Below are 22,868 nucleotides of genomic sequence, written 5' to 3'. Positions count from 1 at the left end.
GGGAGGCGGACTAGCGCGGGTAGGGGGTGAAGTCGACGTCGAAGGAGAGCGGGAAGGAGCGCGGCTTGGATCCGGTGGCGCGGGCCCACGCGTTGGCGATCGCGCCCACCGCGGCGGGTACGCCGAGTTCGCCCGCGCCGCCCGGCTCCGTACCGGTCGCCGGGAGGACGAAGACCCTTACGTCGCGCGGGGTGTCCCGCTGCTGCGCCCAGTGGAACTGGCTGTAACTGCCCTCCAACGGCAGGCCGTCGTCCAGGTGGAGGCCGGCGCGCAGGGTGGTGGAGATCGCGTCGGTGAGACCGCCGATCATCTGGGCCTCCACACCCCGCGGGTTCACGGGCAGGCCGACGTCGGCCACGACGACCGCCTTGGTGACCCGGACGTGCCGCGAATCCCGGGTGTCGATCTCGACCAGGCACGCGGTACGGGACTTGTACTCCTCGTGGAAGGCGATGCCCTGTGCGCAGCCCGCGGGCATCGGGCGTCCCCATTCGCCTTCCTGCGCGGCCTTGTCCAGGACCGCGCGCTGGGCGTCGGTCTTGAGGAAGGCGCGCCGGAACCGGTAGGGGTCCTTGCCGGTCCGCGCGGCCAGTTCGTCGACCACGATCTCCTCCGCGCCCCGGGTGTTGGCGGAGTACACCGATCGCCAGGAGCCGGTGGGGACTCCGGTGGGTGTCTCGGTGAGCGTCTGGGTGGTGAGTCCGCAGTGGTACGGGGACTTGACGGTCGTGAGGAAGAGCGTCTGGGCGAGGGTGGCGTTGCCGAGCCCCGAGGGCAGGCCGGCCGCGGTGGCGGTGATGATCTCGCCGAGGCCGTGCCGGAAGTCGGTTTCGGCGGCGGCGACGCGGTGCTCGAAGCTCAGCACCTCGCCCAGGGCGTAGGTGGCGCGTATCCGGTGGTGGGTGGCGGGCCGCATCCGTCCGTGGCGGGTGTCGTCGACACGGGTCCACATCAGCCGTACCGGGCGGCGGCAGATCTTGGACACCCGGGCCGCTTCCAGGGCGGCGTCGAAGAAGAGCCGCCGGCCGAAGGAGCCGCCGGCCTGGACGACGTGCACGGTGACCTTGTCCAGGGGCAGTCCGAGGTCGGCGGCGATGCTCTCGCGGGCCACGATCGGCGATTTCAGCCCGGACCAGATCTCGGCGCGGTCCTCGCGCACGTCGGCCACGGCGGAGTTGGTCTCCATCGGCGCGTGGCTGACGAAGGCGAAGTCGAATTCCGCGTCCACGTACGGGGTGAGCAGCGGCGGCAGCAGGGGCGGCGGGTTGACGGCGCGCAGCTTCGCCCGGACCTGGGCGTCCGAGAGCCGGTCGGCCGGGCCGGGTCCCCAGGTGACCTGGAGCGCGGCCTTGGCGTCGAGGGCCTGGCCGAAGGTCTCGGCGACGACGGCCACCCCGGTCGGGATCGTCACCACGTGCAGGACTCCGGGCATGGCCTGGACGGCGGCGCGGTTGGCGACGGCGCGGACGCTGCCGCCGAGGGTGGGCGGGCGGCGCACGACGCAGGGCTTGGCACCGGGTACGTCGAGGTCGAGGGTGTAGCGCTGGGCGCCGGTGACCATGGCGCGGGCGTCGATCCGGCCGGCGGGCTTCCCCACGAGGGCGTGTTGGGCCGCCGGCTTCGGGGCGGAGCCGAGGACCGGGAGGGCGGGGTCCGCGGCGGCCTCCGCGAGGCTCCCGTAGTCGGCGGTACGGCCGTCGGGGGCCCGGACGACGCCGTTCGCGGTGGTCAGGGCGGAGGGGGTGAGTCTCCAGCGGGCGGCTGCGGCCGCGACCAGCCGGGCCCGGGCGGTGGCGGCGGTCTGCCGGACCGGCCCGTACAGGGAGCGGATGGAGTTGGAGGAGCCGGTGAGCTGGTTGAACAGCAACTCGGGACGCGCGTCGTCGAGTTCGACGCGTACGGCGGTCAGCGGTGCGTCGAGCTCCTCGGCGACGAGGACGGCGACGGCCGTGGTCAGGCCCTGGCCGACCTCCTCGCGCGGCAGCCGGAAGCGGATGGTCCCGTCCGCTTCGACGGCGAGGGCGAGCAGCGCGGCGGTGGGGGCGCCCGCCAGGATGAACAGGTCTCCGAGGTCCACCAGGTCGGCGAGGGCGGGAAGCGTCGGCACCGCGGCGTCGGCGGGCTGCGGGGCCAGGGCGTCCGCCCCGGCCCGGGTGACGAGGGCGAGGGTCGGGGCCGCGACGAGGTGCGTGAGGAAGGAGCGCCGGCTCCGGTCGGAGGTGGGGCTGTGCCCGCTCATGTCTTCTTGTCCCCCACCCCGCGCGCGGTCCACCTGAGTGGACCCCCCGTTGATTACCGACACGTAGGGTAGCGATCAGGGGGTGGGGTGGGAAGCGATCGCGGCGGGCGGGGTCCTTCGTTCGAGCGGTCCCGCCGTCGGGTGATGACCGGCGCCGGGAGGCACTTGAAGCACTCCGGGGGCTCGTACCCCTCGCGCGTACGCTCGACTTCGCGCGGCCGGACGGCGGTTTTCCGGCCGCAGGTGGACGATGGAAGATGCAGGGGCCGGAGACGACCGCAACAGCGAGGAGGTGTGGGGCGATGGCCACGTTCATGGACGTCCACACCGGCATGAAGGGCATCACCGCGGAGGCGCTGATGGAGGCCCACCGCGCGGACCAGGCGATCGAGGGCGAGGAAGGCGTGCACTTCAAGCAGGCCTGGGCCGACCCGGAGTCGGGCACGGTGTACTGCCTGTCGGAGGCGCCGACGGCCGAGGCGGTGCAGCGCATCCACGAGCGGACCGGGCACCCGGCGAACGAGATCCACCCCGTGCCGCTGGTGGTGTAGCTCCACGACGGTTCCCGACCGCCGTGACCGGAAACATTCGTACACACGAAGGAGGCCCCGAAGGCCTGCGGCATATGCCTTGAGCAACCATGTTGCGGATGTTGCCAAACGCCTTACAGGCCGTTCCGGCCTGTGCAACAGTCGTAACCGGTCCTTCCTTCATGGCCGTGCCGCGCCTGTATCGGAGTTCTCATGCCGTCCCACCTGTTCGCGGACCGTCCCGCGCAGCCGCCCGAGCCGGGGTCGGTGGACGCACTGATTTCACAGACCCGGCGGCTGCGGGGCGAAGTGGACGCCGTGCGCCGCGACACCGTCGCGGACGACGACGACGCCCAGGGCCGCTGGCAGCGCGCGTTGTGCGATCTCGCCGTCCACCACCTCGACGACCTGGGCCAGCACCTCGGTCAGCTCAAGGAGGGCCTGCCGCCCACGCCGCAGCAGCCCGTCGCGGCGCCGGCGGCGGCTCCCGAGACCACGGTCGAGGACCGCCCGACCCGGGTCGGCAGCGCCGAGTGGAACCTGCTCACGGACGAGGTGACCTGGTCCGAGGAACTCTTCCAGATCTTCGGCCGGTCGCCCGAGGCCGGTGCGCTGCCCTTGGACGAACTGGGTTCGACCCTGTTCTCCGAGGACCAGCCGCTGCTCACCGCGATGGTCACCGACTGCCTGGTGGACGGCAAGCCCATAGACGGCGAGTTCCGCATCGTCCGGGCCGACGGGCGGGTCCGTACGCTGCACATGAGGGGCGAGCCGGTACTCGACTCCGACGGCTGCACGGCATCGATGTGGGCCGTGTTGCGGGACGTGAGCGAACTGCGCCGCAGCCAGCGCGCGGTGCGCGAGTCCCGGGACTCGCTCCAGCGCCACCGGGAGATCGCGCAGACCGAGCACCGGCTGGCGGTCGAGCTGCAGGAGGCCGTGCTCCCCCCGTGGCGCGGCTCCCTGCGGTTCCCGCACGACAGCACCGGCGCCCTGGACGTGGCCGCGTACTACATGCCCTCCGCCACCAGCGCGCTGATCGGCGGGGACTGGTACGACGCGCTCGAACTGAGCGACGGCCGCTCGCTGCTGACGGTCGGTGACCTGACCGGCCACGGCGTGACCGCCACCTCCGGGATGGCGATGATGCTCGGCGCCCTGCGGGGGATGGCCATGGCCGGCATCGAACCCGGCCCGTTGATGGGCTGGCTCAACCAACTCCTGGAGAGCTCCGTCCAGCCGGCCCTCGGTTCGGCCGTCTGCTGCCGTTACGATCCCGCCCGTCGCGTGCTGTCCTGGGCACAGGCCGGCCACCCGGCGCCACTGCTGTTCCGCGACGGCCAGGGCCGCTCGCTCCAGCCGCCGGAGGGCGTACTGCTGGGGGCGACCTCCGGGGCGGTGTACGGCCAGGCCGAGGAACGCCTGGAAGCGGGCGACGTGGTGGTCCTGCACACGGACGGACTGACCCCGCGCAGCATCGAGTTCAGCCGGGCGGACGGTACCGAGCGGCTGCTCGCGCTCGCACCGAGGTTCTCGACGGCGCGGTCGGCACAGGAGTGCGTACGCATCGTGACCGAGGAGTTCGGGGACAACGAGCGCGAGGACGACGCCTGCGTGCTCGTGGCCCGGATCGGCCTCTGACCGCGCCCTCCGGCCCCGCCCCCTGACCACGGAGAACGGACGACGAGGATGCACGGGCCGCGCCGCCGGGCGCGGCCCTTCCCGGTTCGGACCTTGGCCCGGTCACACCTGGCTCCGGTCACACGTGGCTCGCCGCCTTCGGGGTGTCCGGTAGGGCCAGCTTGATCTCCTCGCGCAGGTCCTCGATGCGCGCGTAGCCGGAGTACTGGCCGGTGAGCCGGTACATCTCGCGCAGCCGGTCCCACGTCCGGTGCGAGGAGGTCTCGTTCATCGACACCAGCGCGAGACGGGCGTACCGGTCCGCCTGTTCCGGGTCGTCGGCGATGAAGCAGGCCGAGGCCATGGAGATGTAGTCGAAGATCTGCGAGCGCTGGTGCCCCTGGGCGCGCAGCCGCAGCGCCTCCTTGGCGTGGCGCTGGGCGATCGGCGCTGCCGTGGGGTCGTGGTCGGCCAGCGTCCGGAAGGCCAGCGCCTGCATCCCGTGCAGGTCGGCCTCGTCGAAGTGCTGCATCCACGAGGGCGGCGGGACATCGCCCTTGTCCGAGACGAACAGGTCCTCGGCCTCGCCCAGCGTGCGGCGCATCGCCTGGCCCTTGCCCATGGCGGCCTGTGCCCAGGCCTCGATGGTCTGGAGCATGGCGCGGGTGCGCGGCAGGGTCTCCTCGCCGGAGCCGGACTTCGCCAGCTTCATCAGGTCCAGGGCCTCGTTGGGCTTGCCCAGGTGCACCATCTGGCGGGCCGCCCGCGACAGCGCCTCGCCGGCCCTCGGGCGGTCGCCGCCCTCGCGTGCGGCGTGCGCGGCGATGACGAAGTACTTCTGTGCGGTGGGTTCGAGGCCGACGTCGTGGGACATCCAGCCGGCGAGCACCGCCAGGTTCGCGGCCACTCCCCACAGCCGGCGCTGGAGGTGGTCGGGGTGGTGGTAGGCGAGCATTCCACCCACCTCGTTGAGCTGGCCCACGACGGCCTTGCGCTGGAGTCCGCCGCCCCTGGAAGCGTCCCAGGCGCGGAAGACCTCGACGGAGCGCTCCAGGGCATCGATCTCCTGGGAGCCGATCGGGGCCGCCTCGTAGCGGTCGTAGCCGGCCGGGTCGGCCTGGTGGGCGCCCCCGCCGAAGCGGTCGGCCTCCTTGGCGGTGGCGGGGTCGGTGTGCAGCCAGTCGTACATGGCGTTGCTGAGGGCTGAGCCGGCGGTGAGCGCGGCTCCCGCGCCCATCAGACCGCGACGGTTGAGCATGAGGTCCATTCCCGTGAATTCGGTGAGGACCGCGGCTGTGCGTTCGGGCGCCCATGGCACTCCGTCGGGGTTCTCCTGCGCCCCCTCCGGCTGCCGCTTCGCGGTGCGCCGCTGCCGTACGAACCCGAGGTCCTCGATGGTCACGACACGACCGAGCCGCTCGGTGAACAGTGCTGCCAGTACCGTGGGCACCGGTTCGCGCGGGGTCTCCCCCATGTCGATCCAGCGCCGCACCCGCGAGGTGTCGGTGGCCAGCTGGTGGTGGCCCATGGCGGCCGCCTGCCGGTTGACCATCCTCGCCAGTTCGCCCTTGGACCAGCCGGCCAGGCCGAACAGGTCGTTCAGACGGGTGTTTGGACCTTTGCTCACGTCAAGCCCCCAGGTTCTCGGCTGAGTTGACAGTAGCCCGCCGTCAGATGCCCAGCGACTATTCGCCAGGGTTCGCCAGGGTCCGCCAGATGGTGTGCCACCCACGGCGGGGTGTCATGTAGGAATGCGCCTCCCCGACCCGGCCCCCGGCGGAACTCCCCAGGGTGAAGTACGGGATCCGGCGGGGCGGCGTACGCAACTCGTCGGCGCACGAAGGGAACCGTAAACGCCATGTACGCAGCAACGTCCTCCGTGTCCGCCCCGGTCCGGCCGCACCGCACGCTCCAGGCGGGCGGCGGCCCCTACCTCGAACCCGGCCGGCCGGCCGCCCCGGCGCAGGGCGCCGTACGGGCCCGGCGGATGCCGGGGACCGGGACCCAGCCGCCCAGCGGAAGAATCGACCTGTCCGGGCCGCAGGGCGCCCAACTGCGCACGGCGCTCGCCTCGGTGCAGCGGATCTGTCCGGAGTTCGCGCCCGTACAGGTCCTGCGGCGCAGCGGCCGGTCGGTCCTGCTGGTGGGGACGACGGGACGGATGACCGCCGTCGCGAAGGTCTTACTGGACCATTCGCCCGAGTGGCGCGAGCGGTACCGGCACGAAATAGCTGCGTACCGGGCCTTCGTCCGGCACCGTCCGCCGGTCCGGGTGCCCCGGCTGATCGCCGCCGACCCGGAGAACTGCGTCCTGGTCGTCGAGCGGATGGCGGGCCGGGTGGCGGCCCTGCAGCGGCACCCCGTGGAGGCTCCGCCGCGGGCAGACGTACGGACGGCGCTGGGGGCGGTGTGCCGGGTGAACCAGTGGCGGCCGTCGGCCGAGCTGTTCGGGCACCCGCTGGACTACACCCGGCGGATCGCCCGCGACCACCAGTTGGGGATGCTGACCGACCGCGACTTCGGCGACCTGCAGAAGCTGCTGCACGGCCTCAAGCTGGCCGGGACGCCGTGGCAGTTCAACCACGGTGACGCCCTGCTGTCGAACCTGCTGCTCTCCCCGGCCGGGCCCGTACTGCTCGACTGGGAGCACGCGGGCTGGTACCTGCCCGGCTACGACCTGGCCACGCTGTGGACGGTACTGGGCGACGCCCCGGCGGCGCGCGGCCAGATCAGCCGGATGGCGCAGCAGCAGGGGCCGGCGGTCAGGGACGCGTTCCTGGTGAACCTGATGCTGATCCTGACCCGGGAGATCCGGATGTCCGAGACGGCGGTGCAGCGCTCTATGACGGCGACCGCCCCGATGCAGCCGCTGCCCGCGGGCGCCCTGTCCTCGGGTGAGGAGCAGCGGCTGCTGCTTCGCCGGCTGCACGACGACTGCGGGATGGCCCGCAGGGCGGTCCGGGCGGTGGTCGGCACCCGCTGACACACCGTCCCCCGTACGCGAGGCCCCGTGGCTCCCACCGCCACGGGGTCTCGCTTCGGCGCGTACCGGGCACGTACCGGGGCGGCGGCGTCGGATGCCTTGACATCACATGATCCTGCGAACAGTTTTCTGACCCGGCATCAGACGTGCCGGAGCCGTCGCCCCGTCCTCACTCCCCCGGAGCCCGCCATGTCCGCACGGTCCGACCACGCACGCGCTCCTTTCCCGGCCCGCCGGACGGTCCTCGCCGGTACCGCCGCCGGGGTGCTCGCCGCCACCGTGCTGCCGGCCGCCGCCGCGCGGGCCTCGGCCGCCGCCGGCCCCGACGGGGTCCCGCTCGGCGAGTACGACGTCGTCGTGGTCGGGTCGGGGGCGTCCGGGATGACCGCCGCGCTCACCGCCGCGGGGCGCGGGCTCAGCGTGCTGGTGGTGGAGAAGGCCCCGACGTTCGGCGGCTCCGCGGCCCGATCCGGCGCGGGGATCTGGCTGCCGAACAACTCCGTCATCCTCGGGGCGGGCGTGCCGGACACCCCGGAGAAGGCTTCGGCGTACCTGGCGGCGGTCGTCGGTCCCGACGTACCGGCCGACCGGCAGCGGGCGTTCCTCGCCAACGGCCCCCGGATGCTGGACTTCGTCATGGCCAACAGCCCGTTGAAGTTCCGCTTCATGGACGGCTACAGCGACTACTACCCGAACCTGCCCGGCGGTCTGCCGAACGGGCGCTCCGTCGAGCCCGACCAGATCGACGGGAACGTGCTGGGCGCCGAACTGGCCCGCCTCAACCCGGCGTACATGGCGGTGCCCGCCGGGATGGTGGTGTTCAGCCAGGACTACAAGTGGCTCAACCTCGCGGCGGTCACCGCGAAGGGACTGGCGGTGTCCACGGAGTGCCTGGCGCGCGGCGCGAAGGCGGCGCTGCGCGGGGAGAAGCCGCTGACCATGGGCCAGGCGCTGGCCGCGGGGCTACGGGCGGGCCTGATGCGGGCGGGGGTGCCGGTATGGCTGAACAGTCCGCTGGTGGATCTGGTGCAGGAGGGCGGGGCGGTCACCGGGGTGGTCGTGGAGAAGGACGGCGCCCGGGGCGTCGTGCGGGCCCGCAAGGGGGTGGTCATCGGCTCCGGCGGATTCGAGCACAACGCGGCGATGCGGGCGCAGTACCAGCAGCAGCCGATCGGCACCCAGTGGTCGGTGGGGGCGAAGGAGAACACGGGCGACGGCATCCGGGCGGGCCAGCGGGCCGGGGCGGCGCTCGCGCTGATGGAGGACGCCTGGTGGGGGCCTTCGATCCCGCTGCCCGGAGAGCCGTACTTCTGCCTGGCGGAGCGGACCCTTCCGGGCGGGCTGATGGTGAACGCGAACGGCACGCGGTTCGTCAACGAGGCCGCCCCGTACAGCGACGTGGTGCACGTGATGTACGAGAAGGACCGGGGCGCGACCGGCTCGCACATTCCGGCCTGGCTGATCGTGGACCAGAACTACCGCAACCGGTACCTCTTCAAGGACGTCCTTCCGACGCTGGCCTTCCCGGACGCCTGGTACGAGGCGGGGGCCGCGAAGAAGGCGTGGACGTGGGACGCGCTCGCCGGGCAGATCGGGGTGCCGGCCGCCGCGCTGCGGGCGACGCTGGGCCGCTTCAACGCGCAGGCGTGGAACGGGTCGGACCCGGACTTCCACCGCGGTGACACGGCGTACGACCACTACTACACGGATCCGAACGTCCAGCCGAACTCGTGCCTGGCGCCGGTCTGGGTGCCGCCGTTCTACGCCTTCAAGATCGTCCCGGGGGACCTGGGCACGAAGGGCGGCATCGTCACGGACGCGCGGGCCCGGGCGCTGCGCCCGGACGGGTCGGTGATCCGGGGCCTGTGGGCGGCGGGCAACGCCAGCGCGGCGGTGATGGGGCACAGCTACGCGGGCGCCGGATCGACGATCGGCCCCGCGATGACGTTCGGCTACGTGGCGGCGAACGACATCGCGGACGCGTAGGCGCAGGTGCCTAGCCCTGCTGGAAGAGCTCCGCCGGGAGGGGCTTGAGCAGGGCGTACAGGTCATCGGTGATGGGGCGGTCCCAGCTGGCGATGGTGACCAGCACGTTGTCGCTGCGGTCGAACTGCACGCAGCTGATGCGGCCCTCGGAGAGCTTGACCTTCCGCACGATGAGGAGGTTGTCGCCCTGCATGACGGGGCAGTCCTCGACCCCGGTGACCTCGACCTCCTCGTCGTTCTCCAAGGCGTCCAGGAGCTGGGCCACCTCGAAGGGCACCTGCTTGTCGGCGAGCTCGCGGGCCGGGGAGCCCTCGGGGAGGTTGCCGATGATCATCGCGGGGCCGCGGCCGCCGAAGAGGTCGTAGCGCAGGAAGACGCCCTGGCAGCTGCCGTCGGGGGCGGGGAGCAGCCCGGCCCCGAGGTTGCCCGGCCAGTCCCCCGGGTCCATGGCCAGGACGTCGAAGTCCGGGCCGGCGGGTGTGGCGGCGCGGTGGCGGCGGAGGAAGGACATGCCGCCATGGTACGTGGCCGACCGCGTTTTCCGGCCCGGGGCCCCGCTTCCACCGCGGGGGCGGGAGCGGGAGGCGGGACCGGGGCGGGGGGCCTGCGGCGGGCGGCGGGCCCCGTGGACGGGCGGGACCAGCTCGAAGCAGTGGCCGAGGGCGGCCGAGGTCACCGGTGACCGTCAGCGCGGAGGCGGGGAAGCCGCTGCCAGAGGAAGGGCATCGGCTCCGAGGCCGTCCCGGCGGCTTCGACGTCCACCGGGCCGGTGGGCCCGGGCTCCGGTGGGCACGGGCTCCGGTGTCCCGTCACGGCCTCCGCGTCCCACCGGTGCAGGGCGGGCTCGATCGGCTGCATCCGCAGTCGGCAGCCGCTGGTCCGTTCGGAGGACCCAGGTCCACACCGGGACGTCGGGGCCGGGCGTACGGAACGGTTCCACCAGCGTCGCCGCGCCCTCGGCGAACCAGTCGATCAGTGATCCGGGCACCGGGTACCCGGATCGAGCGTCGGGGTCCGGTCCGGCCTCGGCCACGCGGCCCGGGCCGCCGGGTCGGAGGGTCGGAGGGTCGGAGGGGAGCCCGTGGGGGGGAGGGGTCCGAGGGGGCGGGGCAGGAGGGCACCAGGGGCGGCCGCCCGCTCGGGTCGACCGCCCGGCGATCTCGTCCGTGCGGCCACTGGGCCCGGCCCGCCGGCGGGTTCCTACGTCCTGATGCGCCGGCGAACGGCTCCGGCGCGCACCCGGGCGGACCGGGCAGGCCGGGGACGTCAGGAGCACCGGGTTGCCGGGACGGTGACGCGGCCGCCCTACGGCGGCCGGTCGTCCTGGCCGTCCCGGTGCGGGTCCGGCCGCGCCCGCACCGACACCCGCACCGGCTGCCCCGGCGTCAGGTGAGGTCGAACTCCCCGCCCCGGGCGTCCAGGACGAACTTGCGCCACTCATCGGGCGCGAAGATCAGCGAGGGGCTGTCGGGCCGCTCGCCGTTGCGCATCGCGATGAACCCCTCCACGAAGGCGATCTGGACATCCCCCGCTCCCCGGCTGCTCGACCGCCAGTGCGCCCCGCTGAGGTCCAGGTCCGGCTTGCCCCAGCCGGCGGGGGCCTGCGAAGTCATGCTCTCGGCCACGTGCGTGCTCCTCCCGGTACGTCGTCCGAGGGCCAGGTTAACCACGCGGGCGGGTGCCGCACAGGCCCCCGGCGTCCCGGCCGCGACCGGTCCCGTCCGCCCGGCCGGCGCTCAGGAGGCGGGCGGTTCGGCCCCCACCAGCCACATCGCGAAGAACTGGGCCCCGCCGCCGTACGCGTGCCCGAGGGCCCGGCGGGCGCCCGCGATCTGGTGTTCGCCCGCCCGGCCCCGTACTTGGAGCGCCGCCTCGGCGAAGCGGATCATGCCGGATGCGCCGATGGGGTTGGTCGACAGGACACCGCCCGACGGGTTGACGGGCAGGTCGCCGTCGAGTTCGGTGACCCCGGCCTCGGTGAGCTTCCAGCCCTCGCCCTCCTCGGCGAAGCCCAGGTTCTCCAGCCACATCGGCTCGTACCAGGAGAACGGTACGTACATCTCCACCGCGTCGATCTCCCGGCGCGGGTCCGTGATCCCCGCCTGCCGGTACACGTCCGCCGCGCAGTCCTTGCCCGCCTGCGGGGACACGAAGTCCTTGCCGGCGAAGAGGGTCGGCTCGCTGCGCATCGCCCCGCCGTGCACCCACGCCGGAGGCCGGGGCGAACGGGCCGCGCCCGCCCGGTCGGTGAGCACCATCGCACAGGCACCGTCGGAGGAGGGGCAGGTCTCCGAGTACCGGATCGGGTCCCACAGCATCGGTGAGGCCTGGACCTTCTCCAGCGTGATGTCGTGCTCGTGCAAGTGCGCGTAGGGGTTCTTCAGCGCGTTGCGCCGGTCCTTGTACGCGACGAGCGAACCCACCGTGTCGGGCGCGCCGGTGCGGCGCATGTACGCGCGTACGTGCGGTGCGAAGAACCCGCCCGCCCCCGCCAGCAGGGGCTGTTGGAAGGGCACCGGGAGCGAGAGGCCCCACATGGCGTTGGATTCGGACTGCTTCTCGAAGGCCAGGGTCAAGACGGTGCGGTGCACGCGGGCCGCCACCAGGTTGGCGGCGACGAGCGCGGTGGACCCTCCTACGGATCCGGCCGTGTGGACGCGGAGCATCGGTTTGCCGACCGCGCCGAGGGCGTCCGCCAGGTACAGCTCCGGCATCATCACCCCCTCGAAGAAGTCGGGGGCCTTCCCGATGACGACGGCGTCGATGTCCGCCCAGGTCAGTTCTGCGTCGGCGAGGGCGCGCACCGCGGCCTCGCGGACCAGTCCGGCGAGGGAGACGTCGTGCCGGGCGGCGACGTGCTTGGTCTGGCCGATGCCGACGACGGCCACGCTCTCCTTCGATGTCGCGGCCTTGCTCATGCTCGGTCCCCTTCCAGGACGGCGACCAGGTTCTGCTGGAGGCAGGGGCCGGAGGTGGCGTGCGCGACGGCCCGGTCGGAGGCGCCGCGGTGGATGCGTGCGGCGGCTTCGCCGATGCGGATCAGGCCGGCCGCCATGATCGGGTTGGCTGCGAGGGCCCCGCCGGACGGGTTGACGGCCACGCCGTCGTCGAGCCCGAGTGCCTTGCGGAGCACCACCTCCTGGGAGGAGAAGGGGGCGTGCAGTTCCGCCGTGTCCACGGGGGCTTCGAAGAGGCCCGCGTGTTCGGCGGCGGTGCGGGTCGAGGGAGAGTCGGTGAGGTCGCGCAGTCCCAGGGCGTGCGCTTCGATCCGGTGGTCGATGCCGGTGATCCAGGCCGGCCGCTCGCACAGCCGGCGTGCGGTGTCGCCCGCCGCCAGGATGACGGCGGCGGCGCCGTCGCCGATGGGCGGGCAGTCGCCAGTGCGCAGCGGCCGGACCTGGTAGTCGCCCTGCGGAACGGCGCCGGTGAGCTGGGCGTGCGGGTTGCCGGCAGCGGCGGAGGCCCGGCTGCGGGCGCCGATGGCGGCGAGGGCCGGCTCGTCGGTCTCGCCCGCGTCGATCAGCGCCTGGGCCTGGAGGGCGGCCAGGGCGACCGAGTCGGGCCAGAGGGGGGCGAGGTAGTAGGGGTCGAGCTGGCGGGTGAGGACGTCGCGTACCGGTCCGGGCGAGGACTTCCCGTACGCGTAGACGAGCGCGGTGTCGGCCTCTCCGGTCTGGATCTTGACCCAGGCCTCGTAGAGGGCCCAGGCGCCGTCCATCTCGACGTGGGACTCGGAGATGGGCGGCCAGGCGCCGACGCCGTCGAGGGTCATGGTGAAGGAGAAGGCCCGGCCGGCCAGGTAGTCGCTGGAGCCTGAGCAGGTGAAGCCGATCTCGCCGGTCTTGAGGCCGGTCCGGGCCAGCACCTGGTGGAGGACCGGCATGACCATCTCGACTTCGCTGAGTTCGTCGGTGCGGCGCCGGTGGTCGCTCTGCGCGAAGGCGACGACCGCGACCTCGCGGGCGTACCTGTGGGGCGTGGCCATCAGATGAGCTCCTTGTACGCGTCGTAGTCCGCGTCCGGTTCGCCGGTGGGGCGGTAGTGGTCGGGGTACCGGCCGCCTTCGGTCCACACCGGTTCGACGCGCAGGCCCATGCGGACCTGGTCGTAGGGGATGCCGCCGATCCGGCCGTGCAGGGCGAGGCCGGCGCCGTCGAGGGCGATGTGGGCGTAGACGTAGGGGACTTCGATGTCGAGGTTGCGGGCTTTGATGTTGACGACGCAGTACGTGGTGACGGTGCCGGCCGGGCCGACCTCGACCCGGTCGGTGGTGGCGACGCCGCAGGTGGGGCAGGCGCCGCGCGGGGGCACGTACACCTTGTGGCAGGAGGGGCAGCGCTCGCCGATGGTCCGCCGCTCGGAGAGGGCGTTGATGTACGCGGTCTGGGCGCGTCCGGGGCTGTAGGTGTAGTCGAGCCGGGCCTCGGCGATGATGCCGGTGACGGGGGCCGCGAACGTCCCGTCGTGGGGGGCGGCTCGGGGGGCGGTTTCGGGGTCCGTGGGCTCCTCGCCCTCGTGCGGCTCGAAGCAGGCGATGTCGGTGATGGCTCCGGTGCGTTCGGCCGCCCAGCGGATGCGGACGCGCATTCCGGTGCGGACGGCGTCGGGACCGGGCGCGTCGAGGGCGTGCAGGAGGGCGGTGTCGGCGCCGTCGAGCCTGACCAGGACCCAGGCGAAGGGGCGGTCGAGGGGCTGGTGGGGGCGCGGATGGCCGTTCCAGGCCCAGGTGGTGACGGTGCCGGTGGCGGCGACCTGGACCAGTTCGCGGATCTCTTCGGCGGTGACGGGGTCGTACTCGACGGGCGGGACCATCACCTGGCCGGCGGTGGTCCGCACACCCAGCACGACGCTCTCGCGCAGGCCCGTGAGGAAGGCGCTCTGCACGGGCCCGAGGGACCGTGTGAACGGGAACTCGACCACCAGGGGCGCACGCAGCACCCCGGGCGGCGACGCGGCGGCTTCTGCGGCTGCGGTCATGTGCGGGCTCCTATCTGATGGCACGACGAGTAACACCCGGCCCGGGGCCGGTCGGCCGGGGCGGCGGGGTCTGACGGACCGGGCAGGTCAAGCAGGGTCGGTCGATCCGCCGTGGGCCCCGTTCGGGCACTCCTGCCGGTCGACCGGGGCCGGCGGTTCGCTTCGGTCAGGCATTGCTGCCGGTCGGCCGGCGTTCCGGCAGCCGTCCGGTCGTTCCCGGGAGCCGTGTGCCCCGCCATCCGGCTCGGCCCGTCGGCCGACCGTCTGGCCCGCCGCTGCCGTGGGTCGGCGGGACCGGTCAGGCCCGGTCCTGGTGGGCGGCGCCGGCCGGGCCGTCCGATCGGGCCGTCCGCCGGCCGACTGGTGCGCCCGGGGCGATGCCGGCGGTGATCGGTCAGAGCGCGCTCCCCTCCTGGTTCGGGCCGGTGCGTCGTCGGAACCCGGCCGCCCGGGCCGGGAGCCCGCCGGGCACCGGGCCGCCGGGGGGACCTGCCCGCCGGCGGCCCGCCGTCCCGTACCGCGCAGCGTTACGCGCGGTGGTACCGCGGCGGGCGCTTCTCCGCGAACGCACGGGCGCCCTCCTTCGCGTCCGCCGTGGCGAAGACCGGCCATCCCCGGATCAGTTCGGCGGCCAGCCCCTCCGTCTCCGTCATCTCCGCCGTTTCGTACACCGAGGCCTTCACCGCCTCCACCGCCAGCGGTCCGCACGCGTTGATCCGCTCGGCGGTCTCCAGGGCCTGCTCCAGCGCGGTGCCGTCCGCTACCACCCGCCCGATCAGGCCGATCCGCGCCGCCTCCGCCGCCGAGTACGGCCGGCCGGTCAGCAGCATCTCCAGCGCGTGCGTGCGCGGGACCTGCCGTGGCAGCCGTACCGTCGAGCCGCCGATCGGGAACAGGCCCCGCTTGACCTCGAACAGCCCGAACGTGGCCCCTTCCCCCGCGATCCTGATGTCGGTCCCCTGGAGGATCTCCGTGCCGCCGGCCACGCAGTACCCCTCCACCGCCGCGATCACCGGCTTCCGCGGCCGGTGGTGGCGGAGCATCGCCTTCCAGTGCAGGTCGGGGTCGGCGTCGAGCCGGTCCCGGTACTGGTCGCCCGCCATCCCCCGCCCGGCAAGCGCCTTGAGGTCCATGCCCGCGCAGAAGTCCCCGCCCGCACCGGTCAGGACCACCGAGCGGATGGCGTCGTCGGCGTCGGCTTCCAGCCAGCCGTCGTACAGCCCGACCAGCAGTGGCAGCGAGAGCGCGTTCTTCGCCTCCGGCCTGTTCATGGTGAGCACCAGCGTGGCGCCGTGGCGTTCCACGGTCAGGTGTTCCGTCCCACCCATTGCCGTCCTCCCGTCTGAAGACCTAGAACAGGTTGCAGGAGGGAGGGATGCAGTTCAAGAGTTTTCTGACACACAGTCAGTTTTCTTGGTGCGCACCTTCCCAGTTGACCGTCCCGGCGCTCTAATGACCGCCGAGCCGGGCCGACCATGGGGTCAGCCGTGGACACTTTCGGGCCAGGAGGAACGGTGGAGTACAACCTTGCCGACCTGTTCGAGTCGGTCGTCGACGTCGTCCCCGACCGGGAGGCCCTCGTCTACGTGGACCACCCCGGGACCGGCGCCGAGCGCCGCCTGACGTACGCGGAACTGGACGCGGCGGCTAACCGCCTCGCACACCACCTCCTCGACAGCGGGCTGACGCCCGGCGAGCACCTCGGGCTGCACCTGTACAACGGGGTCGAGTACCTCCAGACCGTCCTGGCCTGCCTCAAGGCGCGTCTGGTGCCGGTGAACGTCAACTACCGCTACGTCGAGGAGGAGTTGGTCTACCTCTACAACGACGCCGACCTCGCCGCACTCGTCTTCGAGGGCGAGTTCACCGAGCGGGTGGCCGCCGCGCTCCCGCAGACGACCAGGCTGCGACACCTGATCCGGGTCGGCGAGGTCCCCGAGGGCGCACCTGAGCCCGCGATCGCGCCCGTGGCGTACGCGGACGCGGAGGCGGCCGGCTCCCCGGAGCGCGGCTTCGCGCCCCGCTCCTCCGACGACCTGTTCATCATCTACACCGGCGGCACCACCGGGATGCCCAAGGGCGTCATGTGGCGGGCCGAAGACCTCTTCTTCGCAGGCCTGTTCGGCGGCGAGCCGTCCGGCGAACCGGTGAAGCGCCCGCAGGAGCTGGCCGAGCGGGTCGCGGCGCGCGGCGCCGGCCTCACGTTCTTCCCCGCGCCGCCGCTGATGCACGGCACGTCGACCCTGACCTCGTTCATCGCCTTCAACTACGGCCAGCGGGTGGTCATCCACCGCAAGTACGCGCCCGAGGAAGTGCTGCGCACGATCGAGAAGGAGAAGGTCTCCAGCGTGTCCCTGGTGGGCGACGCGATGCTGAGGCCGCTGATCGACGCGTTGAACGGCCCGCTCAAGGGCACCGACCTGTCGTCGCTGTTCAGCGTCTCCTCGTCCGGGGCGATCATGTCGGAGACGGTCCGGGCCGAATTCCAGCGGCTGGTGCCGCACGTGGTGCTGCTGAACAACTTCGGTTCCTCGGAGTCCGGTTCCAACGGCCGGGCGGCCGACGACTCCGGCCCCGAAAAGGGGTTCCGGCTGGAGGTCAACGACCGTACGCAGGTGGTGGATTCGGTCACGCACGAGCCGGTGCCGGTGGGCCGGCCGGGGCGTCTGGCGCAGCGCGGGCACGTACCGCTCGGCTACTACAACGACCCGGTGAAGACGGCCGAGACCTTCTTCCGCAAGGGCGAGGAGCGGTGGGTGCTGCTCGGCGACATGGCGACGGTGGACGAGAGCGGGATCGTCACCGTGCTGGGGCGCGGCTCCCAGTGCATCAACACCGGAGGCGAGAAGGTCTACCCGGAGGAGGTGGAGCAGGCGTTGAAGTCACACCCGGACGTGTACGACGCCTTGGTGGCGGGGGTGGCGGACCCGACGTGGGGCAGCCACGTGGCGGCGGTGGTCCAGCTGCGCGCGGGGGCGGCCGAGCCGACGCTGGAGGAGATCCGGGCCCATTGCCGCACCCGGCTGGCGGGGTACAAGATCCCGCGCCAGCTCGTCGTCACACCCGCGATCCAGCGCTCCCCGAGCGGCAAGGCGGACTACCGCTGGGCGAAGGCCGTGGCCACGGAGGCGGACGCCGCCCACTGAGGCAGGAGGGGGAGCGGATCACTCGGGGTGGCCGTCGGGGCCGGTCCGGTCGGCCTGCGTGGAGAACTTGGAGAGGAAGACGTCGTACCAGCCGTCTTCCCTTCGGGTCATCGTCGCACCGTCCTGCCAGATCCCGTTCTGCGGCCACCACCGGCTGTCGTACGGCGAGCCCTGGTTCTGGTGGACGTGGCGCATGCCGGGGCCGCCGTGGTCGAAGGACTCCCCGAAGACCATGACGGGCCGGCCGGGCACGAGGAGGGGCTCCAGGGCCTCGGAGGCTTCGAGGCAGGAGCCCGAGATCCAGGGGTGCGGGGGGCTGAGCCGGCCGAGGAGCGGGCGGAGCCGGGCGAGCACGCAGCCGGCCCGGTCGGCGAGCGCGGGGTGGCGCTGGAAGTCGATGGCGCCCGATCCGGAGGTGCGGGCGAGGTCGTGGTGGCCCGGCGGCAGCGCGGAGGCCGGTTCGAGCACCGAGGCGGCCAGGGTGAGGACCTTCCACTGCACGCCGACGGCGGGGTGCTTGCTGTCGACGTCGACGGCGCAGCGGTAGCGGCCCTCGGGGGCGTCGACCTCCAGGTTGACGTGGGACCAGCGGCCCTGCGCATCGGGTTCGTCGCGGAAGTGGCGGTGCAGCGTTCCGCACAGCACCCCGTAGTCGGCGAGCGGCATGCGGCCAGTGAACCACCGCCGGACCCGGGCGGCGACCGAGATGCGGACCGGCCTTTCCCGCGCGTCGGGGCGGTCGGGACCACCGCTCACTCGTTCGAGTCATTGCTTTAGCCGTCGGCGTCCGGCAGGCTACCGAATGATCGGTCGGTTCGTTCACGATGGGGTGAGGACATGTCGGACTTCGCAGACGAGGAGCGGGATCAGGGCGAGCTGCTGAGCGGTGACGAGCTCGCGGCCCTCCAGCTGAGCCGGCTGCGCGCCACCTTGCACCGCGTCTACGACCGGGTGCCCTTCTACCGGCAGGCCTTCGACAAGGCCGGTGTGCACCCCGACGACTGCCGCTCCCTGGCGGACCTCTCCCTCTTCCCCTTCACCACCAAGGCCGATCTGCGCGACCAGTACCCCTTCGGGATGTTCGCCGTCCCCCGCCCGCAGGTGCGCCGCATCCACGCCTCCAGCGGAACGACCGGGCGCCCGACGGTGGTGGGGTACACCGAGGGCGACCTGTCCACCTGGGCCGATGTCGTGGCCCGCTCCATCCGGGCGGCGGGCGGGCGGCCGGGGCAGGTCGTGCACATCGCCTACGGGTACGGCCTGTTCACCGGCGGCCTCGGCGCGCACTACGGCGCCGAACGGCTCGGCTGTACGGTCGTACCCGCTTCCGGGGGCATGACGGACCGCCAGGTCAGGCTGATCCAGGACTTCCGGCCGGAGGTCATCATGGTCACCCCCTCCTACATGCTGACGTTGCTGGACGAGATGGAGCGCCAGGGGATCGACCCCCGTTCGACCTCGCTCCGTACGGGGATATTCGGCGCGGAGCCCTGGACGGAGGAGATGCGCCGGGAGATCGAGGACCGGCTCGGCATCGACGCCGTGGACATCTACGGCCTGTCGGAGGTGATGGGCCCCGGAGTGGCGCAGGAATTCGCTTCGACGAAGGACGGGCTCCACATCTGGGAGGACCACTTCTACCCCGAGGTGGTCGATCCGATCACCGGGGCGGTACTGCCGGACGGCGAGCCGGGGGAGCTGGTGTTCACCTCGCTCACGAAGGAGGCCATGCCCGTCATCCGGTACCGCACCCGGGATCTGACGCGGCTGCTGCCGGGGACCGCCCGGCCGGCCTTCCGCCGGATGGGGAAGATCACGGGCCGCAGCGACGACATGATCATCCTGCGCGGGGTGAACCTCTACCCCACGCAGATCGAGGAGATCCTCCTGCGGATCCCGGCCCTGGCCCCGCACTTCCAGCTCCGGCTGACCCGGGAAGGGCGGATGGACGCGCTGACCGTCCGGGTCGAGGCCCGTCGCGAGGCCGATTCCGCCCAGCGGGAAGCGGCGGCCGCGGCGGTGGTCAGAGCCGTGAAGGAGGGGGTCGGGGTGTCCGTCGGGGTCGAGGTGGTCGATCCGGAGACGCTGGAGCGGTCGGTCGGCAAGATCAAGCGCATCAGGGACCTGCGGGCGGAGCCCCCGATACGGCCCTGACCGCGGGCGGCGGCCGCAGCCGCGCCGGATGCCGCAGCCGGTCCCTCAGCCGCGCCGAGGCCGCAGCCGTTTCCGCAGCTGCGCGGAGGCCTCAGCCGGTGACGACGCGGGGCACCTGCGCAGGTACGTGCCCTCGGCGGGCGACTCCGGTCAGCCGCGCGGACGCGGGAAAACCACCCCTTCGGGCCGTTTTCACCGGTGCCTCCGGGGCGATCGGGGTGCGGCCGGGTAGGTGAAGGGTGTGACCTCGAAGCCCCGGCCGCCGCACGACCGGCTCCGGGCCTCCCTCGTCGGGCTGGCCTGGAGCCGGGGGCGCCAGATGGAGCTGATGCACCGGGCGATGGGCTTCGCGGCCCTGGGGTTCTTGACCCTGGTGCCGCTGCTCGTGGTCGTCGCGGCCGCCGCCCCGGGCTCCGGCTCCGGCTTCGGGCGCTGGCTGGGGCAGGCCCTCGGGGTGACGCAGTCCTCGCGGGCCCGGGTCGAGATGCTGTTCAGCGCCGCCGACCTGGCGCTGGAGCGGACCACCGCCTTCGGTCTGGCCGCCCTCGCCGTATTCGGCCTGACCTTCGGGTCGGCGGTCCAGACCGGCTACGAAAAGGTCTGGGACCTTCCGACCGCCCGGTGGCACACCATGTGGCGCCACGTCGTCTGGCTCGCCCTGCTCGTCTGCTACCTCGCCCTCCTCGTCGAGATCCCGGCCCCCTCGAAGAACGCCGTCGGCATCGCCCTCGGCACCGTCAGCGACCTCATCGGCACGGTCATCTTCTTCTGGACCTCCCAGCGCCTCCTGCTGGGAGGCCGCGTCCGCTGGCGCGCCCTGCTCCCGGGGGCGGTCCTCACCAGCGTCGGCCTGCTGGGCCTGCGCGTCTTCTCCCAGCTGGTGTTCTCCCCCCTGATCGCCTCCAGCGCCGTCACGTACGGGCCGTTCGGCACCCTCCTCGTGGTGCAGTCCTGGCTGGTCGGTGTCGGCTTCGTCGTCTACGGCGGCTCCCTCGTCGGCCGCCTGGCCCACGAACGGCTCACCCTGCGCCGGCTGCACAGAACCGGCGCCCTCACCGGGGAGGGACCTGATGCGCATGGTCCGAGAACCGACTGACGCCACGGGCCCCGCCGGTGCGAGGATCAGGGTGATCCAGTAACACCAGTCACTCGCAGGGGGATTGATGACTACGCAGTTTCCGACGGACGCACCCGAGGGCCGCGTCTGGCTGATCACCGGGGCGTCCTCCGGGTTCGGCCTGATCCTGGCCGAGGCCGCGCTGGCCGCCGGCGACACGGTCGTGGCGGCCGCCCGCCGCACCGGCACCCTCGACTCCCTGGCCGCCGAGCACCCCGGCCGGCTCGTCCCCCTGGCCCTGGACGTGACGGAAACGGCCCGCGCCGAGGAGGCCGTCGGCGGGGTCGTGGACCGTTTCGGCCGGATCGACGTCCTGGTCAACAACGCCGGGCGCGGCCTGGTCGGCGCCGTGGAGGAAGCGAGCGACACCGAACTCCGCGAACTCATGGACCTGCACTTCTTCGGTCCGGCGGCGCTGCTGCGCGCGGCGCTGCCCCACATGCGCTCCCGCAAGTCGGGGGCCATCGTGCAGATGAGCAGCATGGGCGGACGGCTGGCCTTCCCCGGCGTCGGGGCCTACTGCGCGACGAAGTTCGCCCTGGAGGGTCTGACCGAGGCGCTCGCCGCCGAGGTGGCCCCCTTCGGGATCAAGGTGCTGATCGTGGAACCCGGCTCGTTCCGCACGAGCTTCGCGGGCGGTGGCGCGCTGCGGTCCACGACCCCGCTGCCCGCCTACGAGGACATCGTCGGCCCCGTGCGGGTCGGGCTCCCGGCGAGCGACGGCCACCAGCCCGGGGACCCCGTCAAGGCCGTCGCCGCGATCCTCGCCGCCCTGGACGCCCCGCAGACCCCGCTGCGGCTCGTGCTGGGCACTGACGCCGTGGAGTTCATCCGGGCCCACGCGGACGCCGTTCGCGCCGAGGCCGACGCCTGGGAGACCGTCAGCCGCGGCACGGACTTCGACGACGCCTGACCCCGCCCGGCGCGAGGACGTACGCCCCCGGCCCGTGCCGCCGGGGGCGTACGAGACGCCTCACGGGCTCACGGCGAGGAACAGGTACGCGGCCAGGAGCACGATGTGCACGCCGCCCTGGAGCAACGTCGCCCGCCCCGGCACGATCGTCAGGGCGCTGACGACCACCGTCAGCGCCAGCAGCACCATGTGGACCGGGCCCAGACCCAGCAGCAGCGGTCCGGAGAGCCAGATCGTGGCCAGCGCGATGGCCGGGATGGTCAGGCCGATGCTGGCGATGGCGGAGCCGTAGGCCAGGTTGAGACTGGTCTGCATCCGGTCGCGGCGGGCGGCGCGGACGGCGGCCAGGGTCTCGGGAGCCAGCACCAGCAGTGCGATGATCACACCGACGACGGCGTGCGGCAGCCCGGCGTCGGCGACGCCCCGCTCGATGGTCGGCGAGACGGCCTTGGCGTCGCCCACCACCGCGACGAGCGCGACCAGCAGCAGACCGAGACTGATCAGGGCGGCACGCAGGCTCGGCGCCACCGCGTGGGCGTCCTCCCCCGACGCGTCCCCGGCCTCCGGCGCCCCGCTCCCCCGGGTGTCCACCGGGAGGAAGTAGTCGCGGTGACGGACCGTCTGTACGGCGATGAACAGGCCGTAGAGCGCGAGGGAGGCACACGCGGCGAAGGTCAGCTGGGCGCTGGAGAACTCGGGGCCGGGCTTGCTCGTGGTGAACGTCGGCAGCACCAGGCTCAGTACGGCGAGCGTCGCGACGGTGGCCAGCGCCCCGCCCGAGCCCTCGGCGTGGAAGACGACGACCCGGTTGCGCAGGGCGCCGACCAGGAGGGATACGCCGACGATGCCGTTGCACGTGATCATGACGGCGGCGAAGACGGTGTCCCGGGCCAGCGAGGCGGTCTTGTCGCCGCCACCGGCCATCAGGGTGACGATCAGGGCCACCTCGATGATGGTGACGGCGACGGCCAGGACGAGGGAGCCGAAGGGTTCGCCGACCCGGAGGGCCACCACCTCCGCGTGGTGGACGGCCGCCAGGACCGCGCCCGCCAGGCAAAGGGAGACCAGCCCCACCGCGAAGGCCGGCAGGTCGCGCCCCCAGCTGAGGACGAGCGCGACGATGGCCACCACGGGGACCACGACGGTCCAGTCGAACAGGGACGTTCTGTGCGTTGCCGTACTCATGTCGGCCAACTTGCCAGA

18 protein-coding genes are annotated in these 22,868 nt (G+C 72.8%); 8 read left to right on the top strand and 10 right to left on the bottom strand.

Annotation, left to right across the window (positions count from 1 at the left end; translation table 11 throughout):
* Window positions 1-10: 10 nt before the first annotated feature.
* Window positions 11-2,239: a xanthine dehydrogenase family protein molybdopterin-binding subunit gene (locus tag OG861_RS27735; protein WP_329192971.1), complete on the bottom strand. Its 2,229-nt coding sequence runs from the start codon at window positions 2,237-2,239 to the stop codon at window positions 11-13.
* Between the two features lie 302 nt (window positions 2,240-2,541).
* On the opposite strand from OG861_RS27735, the gene OG861_RS27730 reads away from it, so the two are divergent.
* On the top strand, window positions 2,542-2,790 hold the full coding sequence (locus OG861_RS27730; RefSeq protein ID WP_329192973.1) for an SCO4226 family nickel-binding protein: 249 nt from the start codon (window positions 2,542-2,544) through the stop codon (window positions 2,788-2,790).
* 192 nt (window positions 2,791-2,982) lie between these two features.
* Window positions 2,983-4,410 (top strand): PP2C family protein-serine/threonine phosphatase, encoded by a 1,428-nt coding sequence (locus OG861_RS27725; protein WP_329192975.1) that lies wholly within the window; start codon window positions 2,983-2,985, stop codon window positions 4,408-4,410.
* A 118-nt stretch (window positions 4,411-4,528) separates the two neighbouring features.
* Here OG861_RS27725 and OG861_RS27720 read toward each other — a convergent pair whose 3' ends face one another.
* Window positions 4,529-6,016, bottom strand: coding sequence for a DNA-binding protein NsdB (locus OG861_RS27720; RefSeq protein ID WP_329192978.1), 1,488 nt, complete (start codon window positions 6,014-6,016; stop codon window positions 4,529-4,531).
* 231 nt (window positions 6,017-6,247) lie between these two features.
* Here OG861_RS27720 and OG861_RS27715 point away from each other — a divergent pair, with 231 nt between their 5' ends.
* Window positions 6,248-7,372, top strand: a complete 1,125-nt coding sequence (locus OG861_RS27715) for an aminoglycoside phosphotransferase family protein (RefSeq protein WP_329192980.1) — start codon at window positions 6,248-6,250, stop codon at window positions 7,370-7,372.
* 189 nt (window positions 7,373-7,561) lie between these two features.
* Window positions 7,562-9,358 carry a 3-oxosteroid 1-dehydrogenase gene (kstD, locus tag OG861_RS27710; protein WP_329192982.1) on the top strand — a complete coding sequence of 599 codons (1,797 nt, stop codon included), beginning with the start codon at window positions 7,562-7,564 and terminating at the stop codon, window positions 9,356-9,358.
* A 10-nt stretch (window positions 9,359-9,368) separates the two neighbouring features.
* On the opposite strand, the gene OG861_RS27705 is transcribed toward kstD, so the two are convergent.
* The 6 genes from OG861_RS27705 to OG861_RS27680 form a co-directional block, all read right to left on the bottom strand.
* A complete protein-coding gene (locus tag OG861_RS27705) occupies window positions 9,369-9,869 on the bottom strand; it encodes a hypothetical protein (protein ID WP_190184063.1) in 501 nt (166 codons plus the stop codon).
* A gap of 874 nt (window positions 9,870-10,743) precedes the next feature.
* Window positions 10,744-10,971, bottom strand: coding sequence for a DUF397 domain-containing protein (locus tag OG861_RS27700; RefSeq protein ID WP_443056746.1), 228 nt, complete (start codon window positions 10,969-10,971; stop codon window positions 10,744-10,746).
* Between the two features lie 123 nt (window positions 10,972-11,094).
* Window positions 11,095-12,276 (bottom strand): thiolase domain-containing protein, encoded by a 1,182-nt coding sequence (locus tag OG861_RS27695; RefSeq protein ID WP_329192984.1) that lies wholly within the window; start codon window positions 12,274-12,276, stop codon window positions 11,095-11,097.
* Window positions 12,273-13,343, bottom strand: coding sequence for a thiolase domain-containing protein (locus OG861_RS27690; RefSeq protein ID WP_329192986.1), 1,071 nt, complete (start codon window positions 13,341-13,343; stop codon window positions 12,273-12,275). The genes OG861_RS27695 and OG861_RS27690 overlap by 4 nt, the downstream gene beginning before the upstream one ends.
* Window positions 13,343-14,335: a Zn-ribbon domain-containing OB-fold protein gene (locus OG861_RS27685; RefSeq protein ID WP_329192989.1), complete on the bottom strand. Its 993-nt coding sequence runs from the start codon at window positions 14,333-14,335 to the stop codon at window positions 13,343-13,345. The genes OG861_RS27690 and OG861_RS27685 overlap by 1 nt, the downstream gene beginning before the upstream one ends.
* A 527-nt stretch (window positions 14,336-14,862) precedes the next feature.
* The gene (locus OG861_RS27680) at window positions 14,863-15,663 is read right to left on the bottom strand and encodes a crotonase/enoyl-CoA hydratase family protein (protein ID WP_329192991.1); all 801 of its coding nucleotides are present in this window, start codon (window positions 15,661-15,663) and stop codon (window positions 14,863-14,865) included.
* Between the two features lie 186 nt (window positions 15,664-15,849).
* On the opposite strand from OG861_RS27680, the gene OG861_RS27675 reads away from it, so the two are divergent.
* Window positions 15,850-17,481, top strand: a complete 1,632-nt coding sequence (locus OG861_RS27675; RefSeq protein ID WP_329192992.1) for an acyl-CoA synthetase — start codon at window positions 15,850-15,852, stop codon at window positions 17,479-17,481.
* Between the two features lie 18 nt (window positions 17,482-17,499).
* Here OG861_RS27675 and OG861_RS27670 read toward each other — a convergent pair whose 3' ends face one another.
* Window positions 17,500-18,147: a DUF2278 family protein gene (locus OG861_RS27670; protein ID WP_329192994.1), complete on the bottom strand. Its 648-nt coding sequence runs from the start codon at window positions 18,145-18,147 to the stop codon at window positions 17,500-17,502.
* A gap of 171 nt (window positions 18,148-18,318) precedes the next feature.
* Between OG861_RS27670 and paaK the strand changes: the two genes are divergently transcribed.
* From paaK to OG861_RS27655, 3 genes are all read left to right on the top strand, one after another.
* On the top strand, window positions 18,319-19,635 hold the full coding sequence (gene paaK / locus OG861_RS27665; protein WP_330261888.1) for a phenylacetate--CoA ligase PaaK: 1,317 nt from the start codon (window positions 18,319-18,321) through the stop codon (window positions 19,633-19,635).
* A gap of 241 nt (window positions 19,636-19,876) precedes the next feature.
* The gene (locus OG861_RS27660; protein ID WP_443056436.1) at window positions 19,877-20,731 is read left to right on the top strand and encodes a YhjD/YihY/BrkB family envelope integrity protein; all 855 of its coding nucleotides are present in this window, start codon (window positions 19,877-19,879) and stop codon (window positions 20,729-20,731) included.
* A gap of 67 nt (window positions 20,732-20,798) precedes the next feature.
* The gene (locus tag OG861_RS27655) at window positions 20,799-21,665 is read left to right on the top strand and encodes an oxidoreductase (protein WP_329192998.1); all 867 of its coding nucleotides are present in this window, start codon (window positions 20,799-20,801) and stop codon (window positions 21,663-21,665) included.
* Window positions 21,666-21,725: 60 nt separating this feature from the next.
* Here the strand turns inward: OG861_RS27655 and OG861_RS27650 are convergent, their stop codons facing one another.
* Window positions 21,726-22,850 (bottom strand): calcium:proton antiporter, encoded by a 1,125-nt coding sequence (locus tag OG861_RS27650; RefSeq protein ID WP_330261887.1) that lies wholly within the window; start codon window positions 22,848-22,850, stop codon window positions 21,726-21,728.
* Between the last annotated feature and the right edge of the window lie 18 nt (window positions 22,851-22,868).

The organism is Streptomyces sp. NBC_00539, assembly GCF_036346105.1.
Classification (GTDB): domain Bacteria; phylum Actinomycetota; class Actinomycetes; order Streptomycetales; family Streptomycetaceae; genus Streptomyces.
This window is presented reverse-complemented; position numbering and strand designations above follow the sequence as displayed.

What these genes read in the sequence shown, in the direction of transcription:
- OG861_RS27680 (WP_329192991.1), bottom strand. Translation starts at nt 15,663, where the DNA reads ATGGGTGGGACGGAACACCTGACCGTGGAACGCCACGGCGCCACGCTG.
- OG861_RS27655 (WP_329192998.1), top strand. Translation starts at nt 20,799, where the DNA reads ATGACTACGCAGTTTCCGACGGACGCACCCGAGGGCCGCGTCTGGCTG.
- OG861_RS27725 (WP_329192975.1), top strand. Translation starts at nt 2,983, where the DNA reads ATGCCGTCCCACCTGTTCGCGGACCGTCCCGCGCAGCCGCCCGAGCCG.
- OG861_RS27735 (WP_329192971.1), bottom strand. Translation starts at nt 2,239, where the DNA reads ATGAGCGGGCACAGCCCCACCTCCGACCGGAGCCGGCGCTCCTTCCTC.
- OG861_RS27705 (WP_190184063.1), bottom strand. Translation starts at nt 9,869, where the DNA reads ATGTCCTTCCTCCGCCGCCACCGCGCCGCCACACCCGCCGGCCCGGAC.
- OG861_RS27730 (WP_329192973.1), top strand. Translation starts at nt 2,542, where the DNA reads ATGGCCACGTTCATGGACGTCCACACCGGCATGAAGGGCATCACCGCG.
- OG861_RS27700 (WP_443056746.1), bottom strand. Translation starts at nt 10,971, where the DNA reads ATGACTTCGCAGGCCCCCGCCGGCTGGGGCAAGCCGGACCTGGACCTC.
- OG861_RS27650 (WP_330261887.1), bottom strand. Translation starts at nt 22,850, where the DNA reads ATGAGTACGGCAACGCACAGAACGTCCCTGTTCGACTGGACCGTCGTG.
- kstD (WP_329192982.1), top strand. Translation starts at nt 7,562, where the DNA reads ATGTCCGCACGGTCCGACCACGCACGCGCTCCTTTCCCGGCCCGCCGG.
- OG861_RS27670 (WP_329192994.1), bottom strand. Translation starts at nt 18,147, where the DNA reads ATGCCGCTCGCCGACTACGGGGTGCTGTGCGGAACGCTGCACCGCCAC.
- OG861_RS27690 (WP_329192986.1), bottom strand. Translation starts at nt 13,343, where the DNA reads ATGGCCACGCCCCACAGGTACGCCCGCGAGGTCGCGGTCGTCGCCTTC.
- OG861_RS27715 (WP_329192980.1), top strand. Translation starts at nt 6,248, where the DNA reads ATGTACGCAGCAACGTCCTCCGTGTCCGCCCCGGTCCGGCCGCACCGC.
- OG861_RS27685 (WP_329192989.1), bottom strand. Translation starts at nt 14,335, where the DNA reads ATGACCGCAGCCGCAGAAGCCGCCGCGTCGCCGCCCGGGGTGCTGCGT.
- OG861_RS27695 (WP_329192984.1), bottom strand. Translation starts at nt 12,276, where the DNA reads ATGAGCAAGGCCGCGACATCGAAGGAGAGCGTGGCCGTCGTCGGCATC.
- paaK (WP_330261888.1), top strand. Translation starts at nt 18,319, where the DNA reads ATGTCGGACTTCGCAGACGAGGAGCGGGATCAGGGCGAGCTGCTGAGC.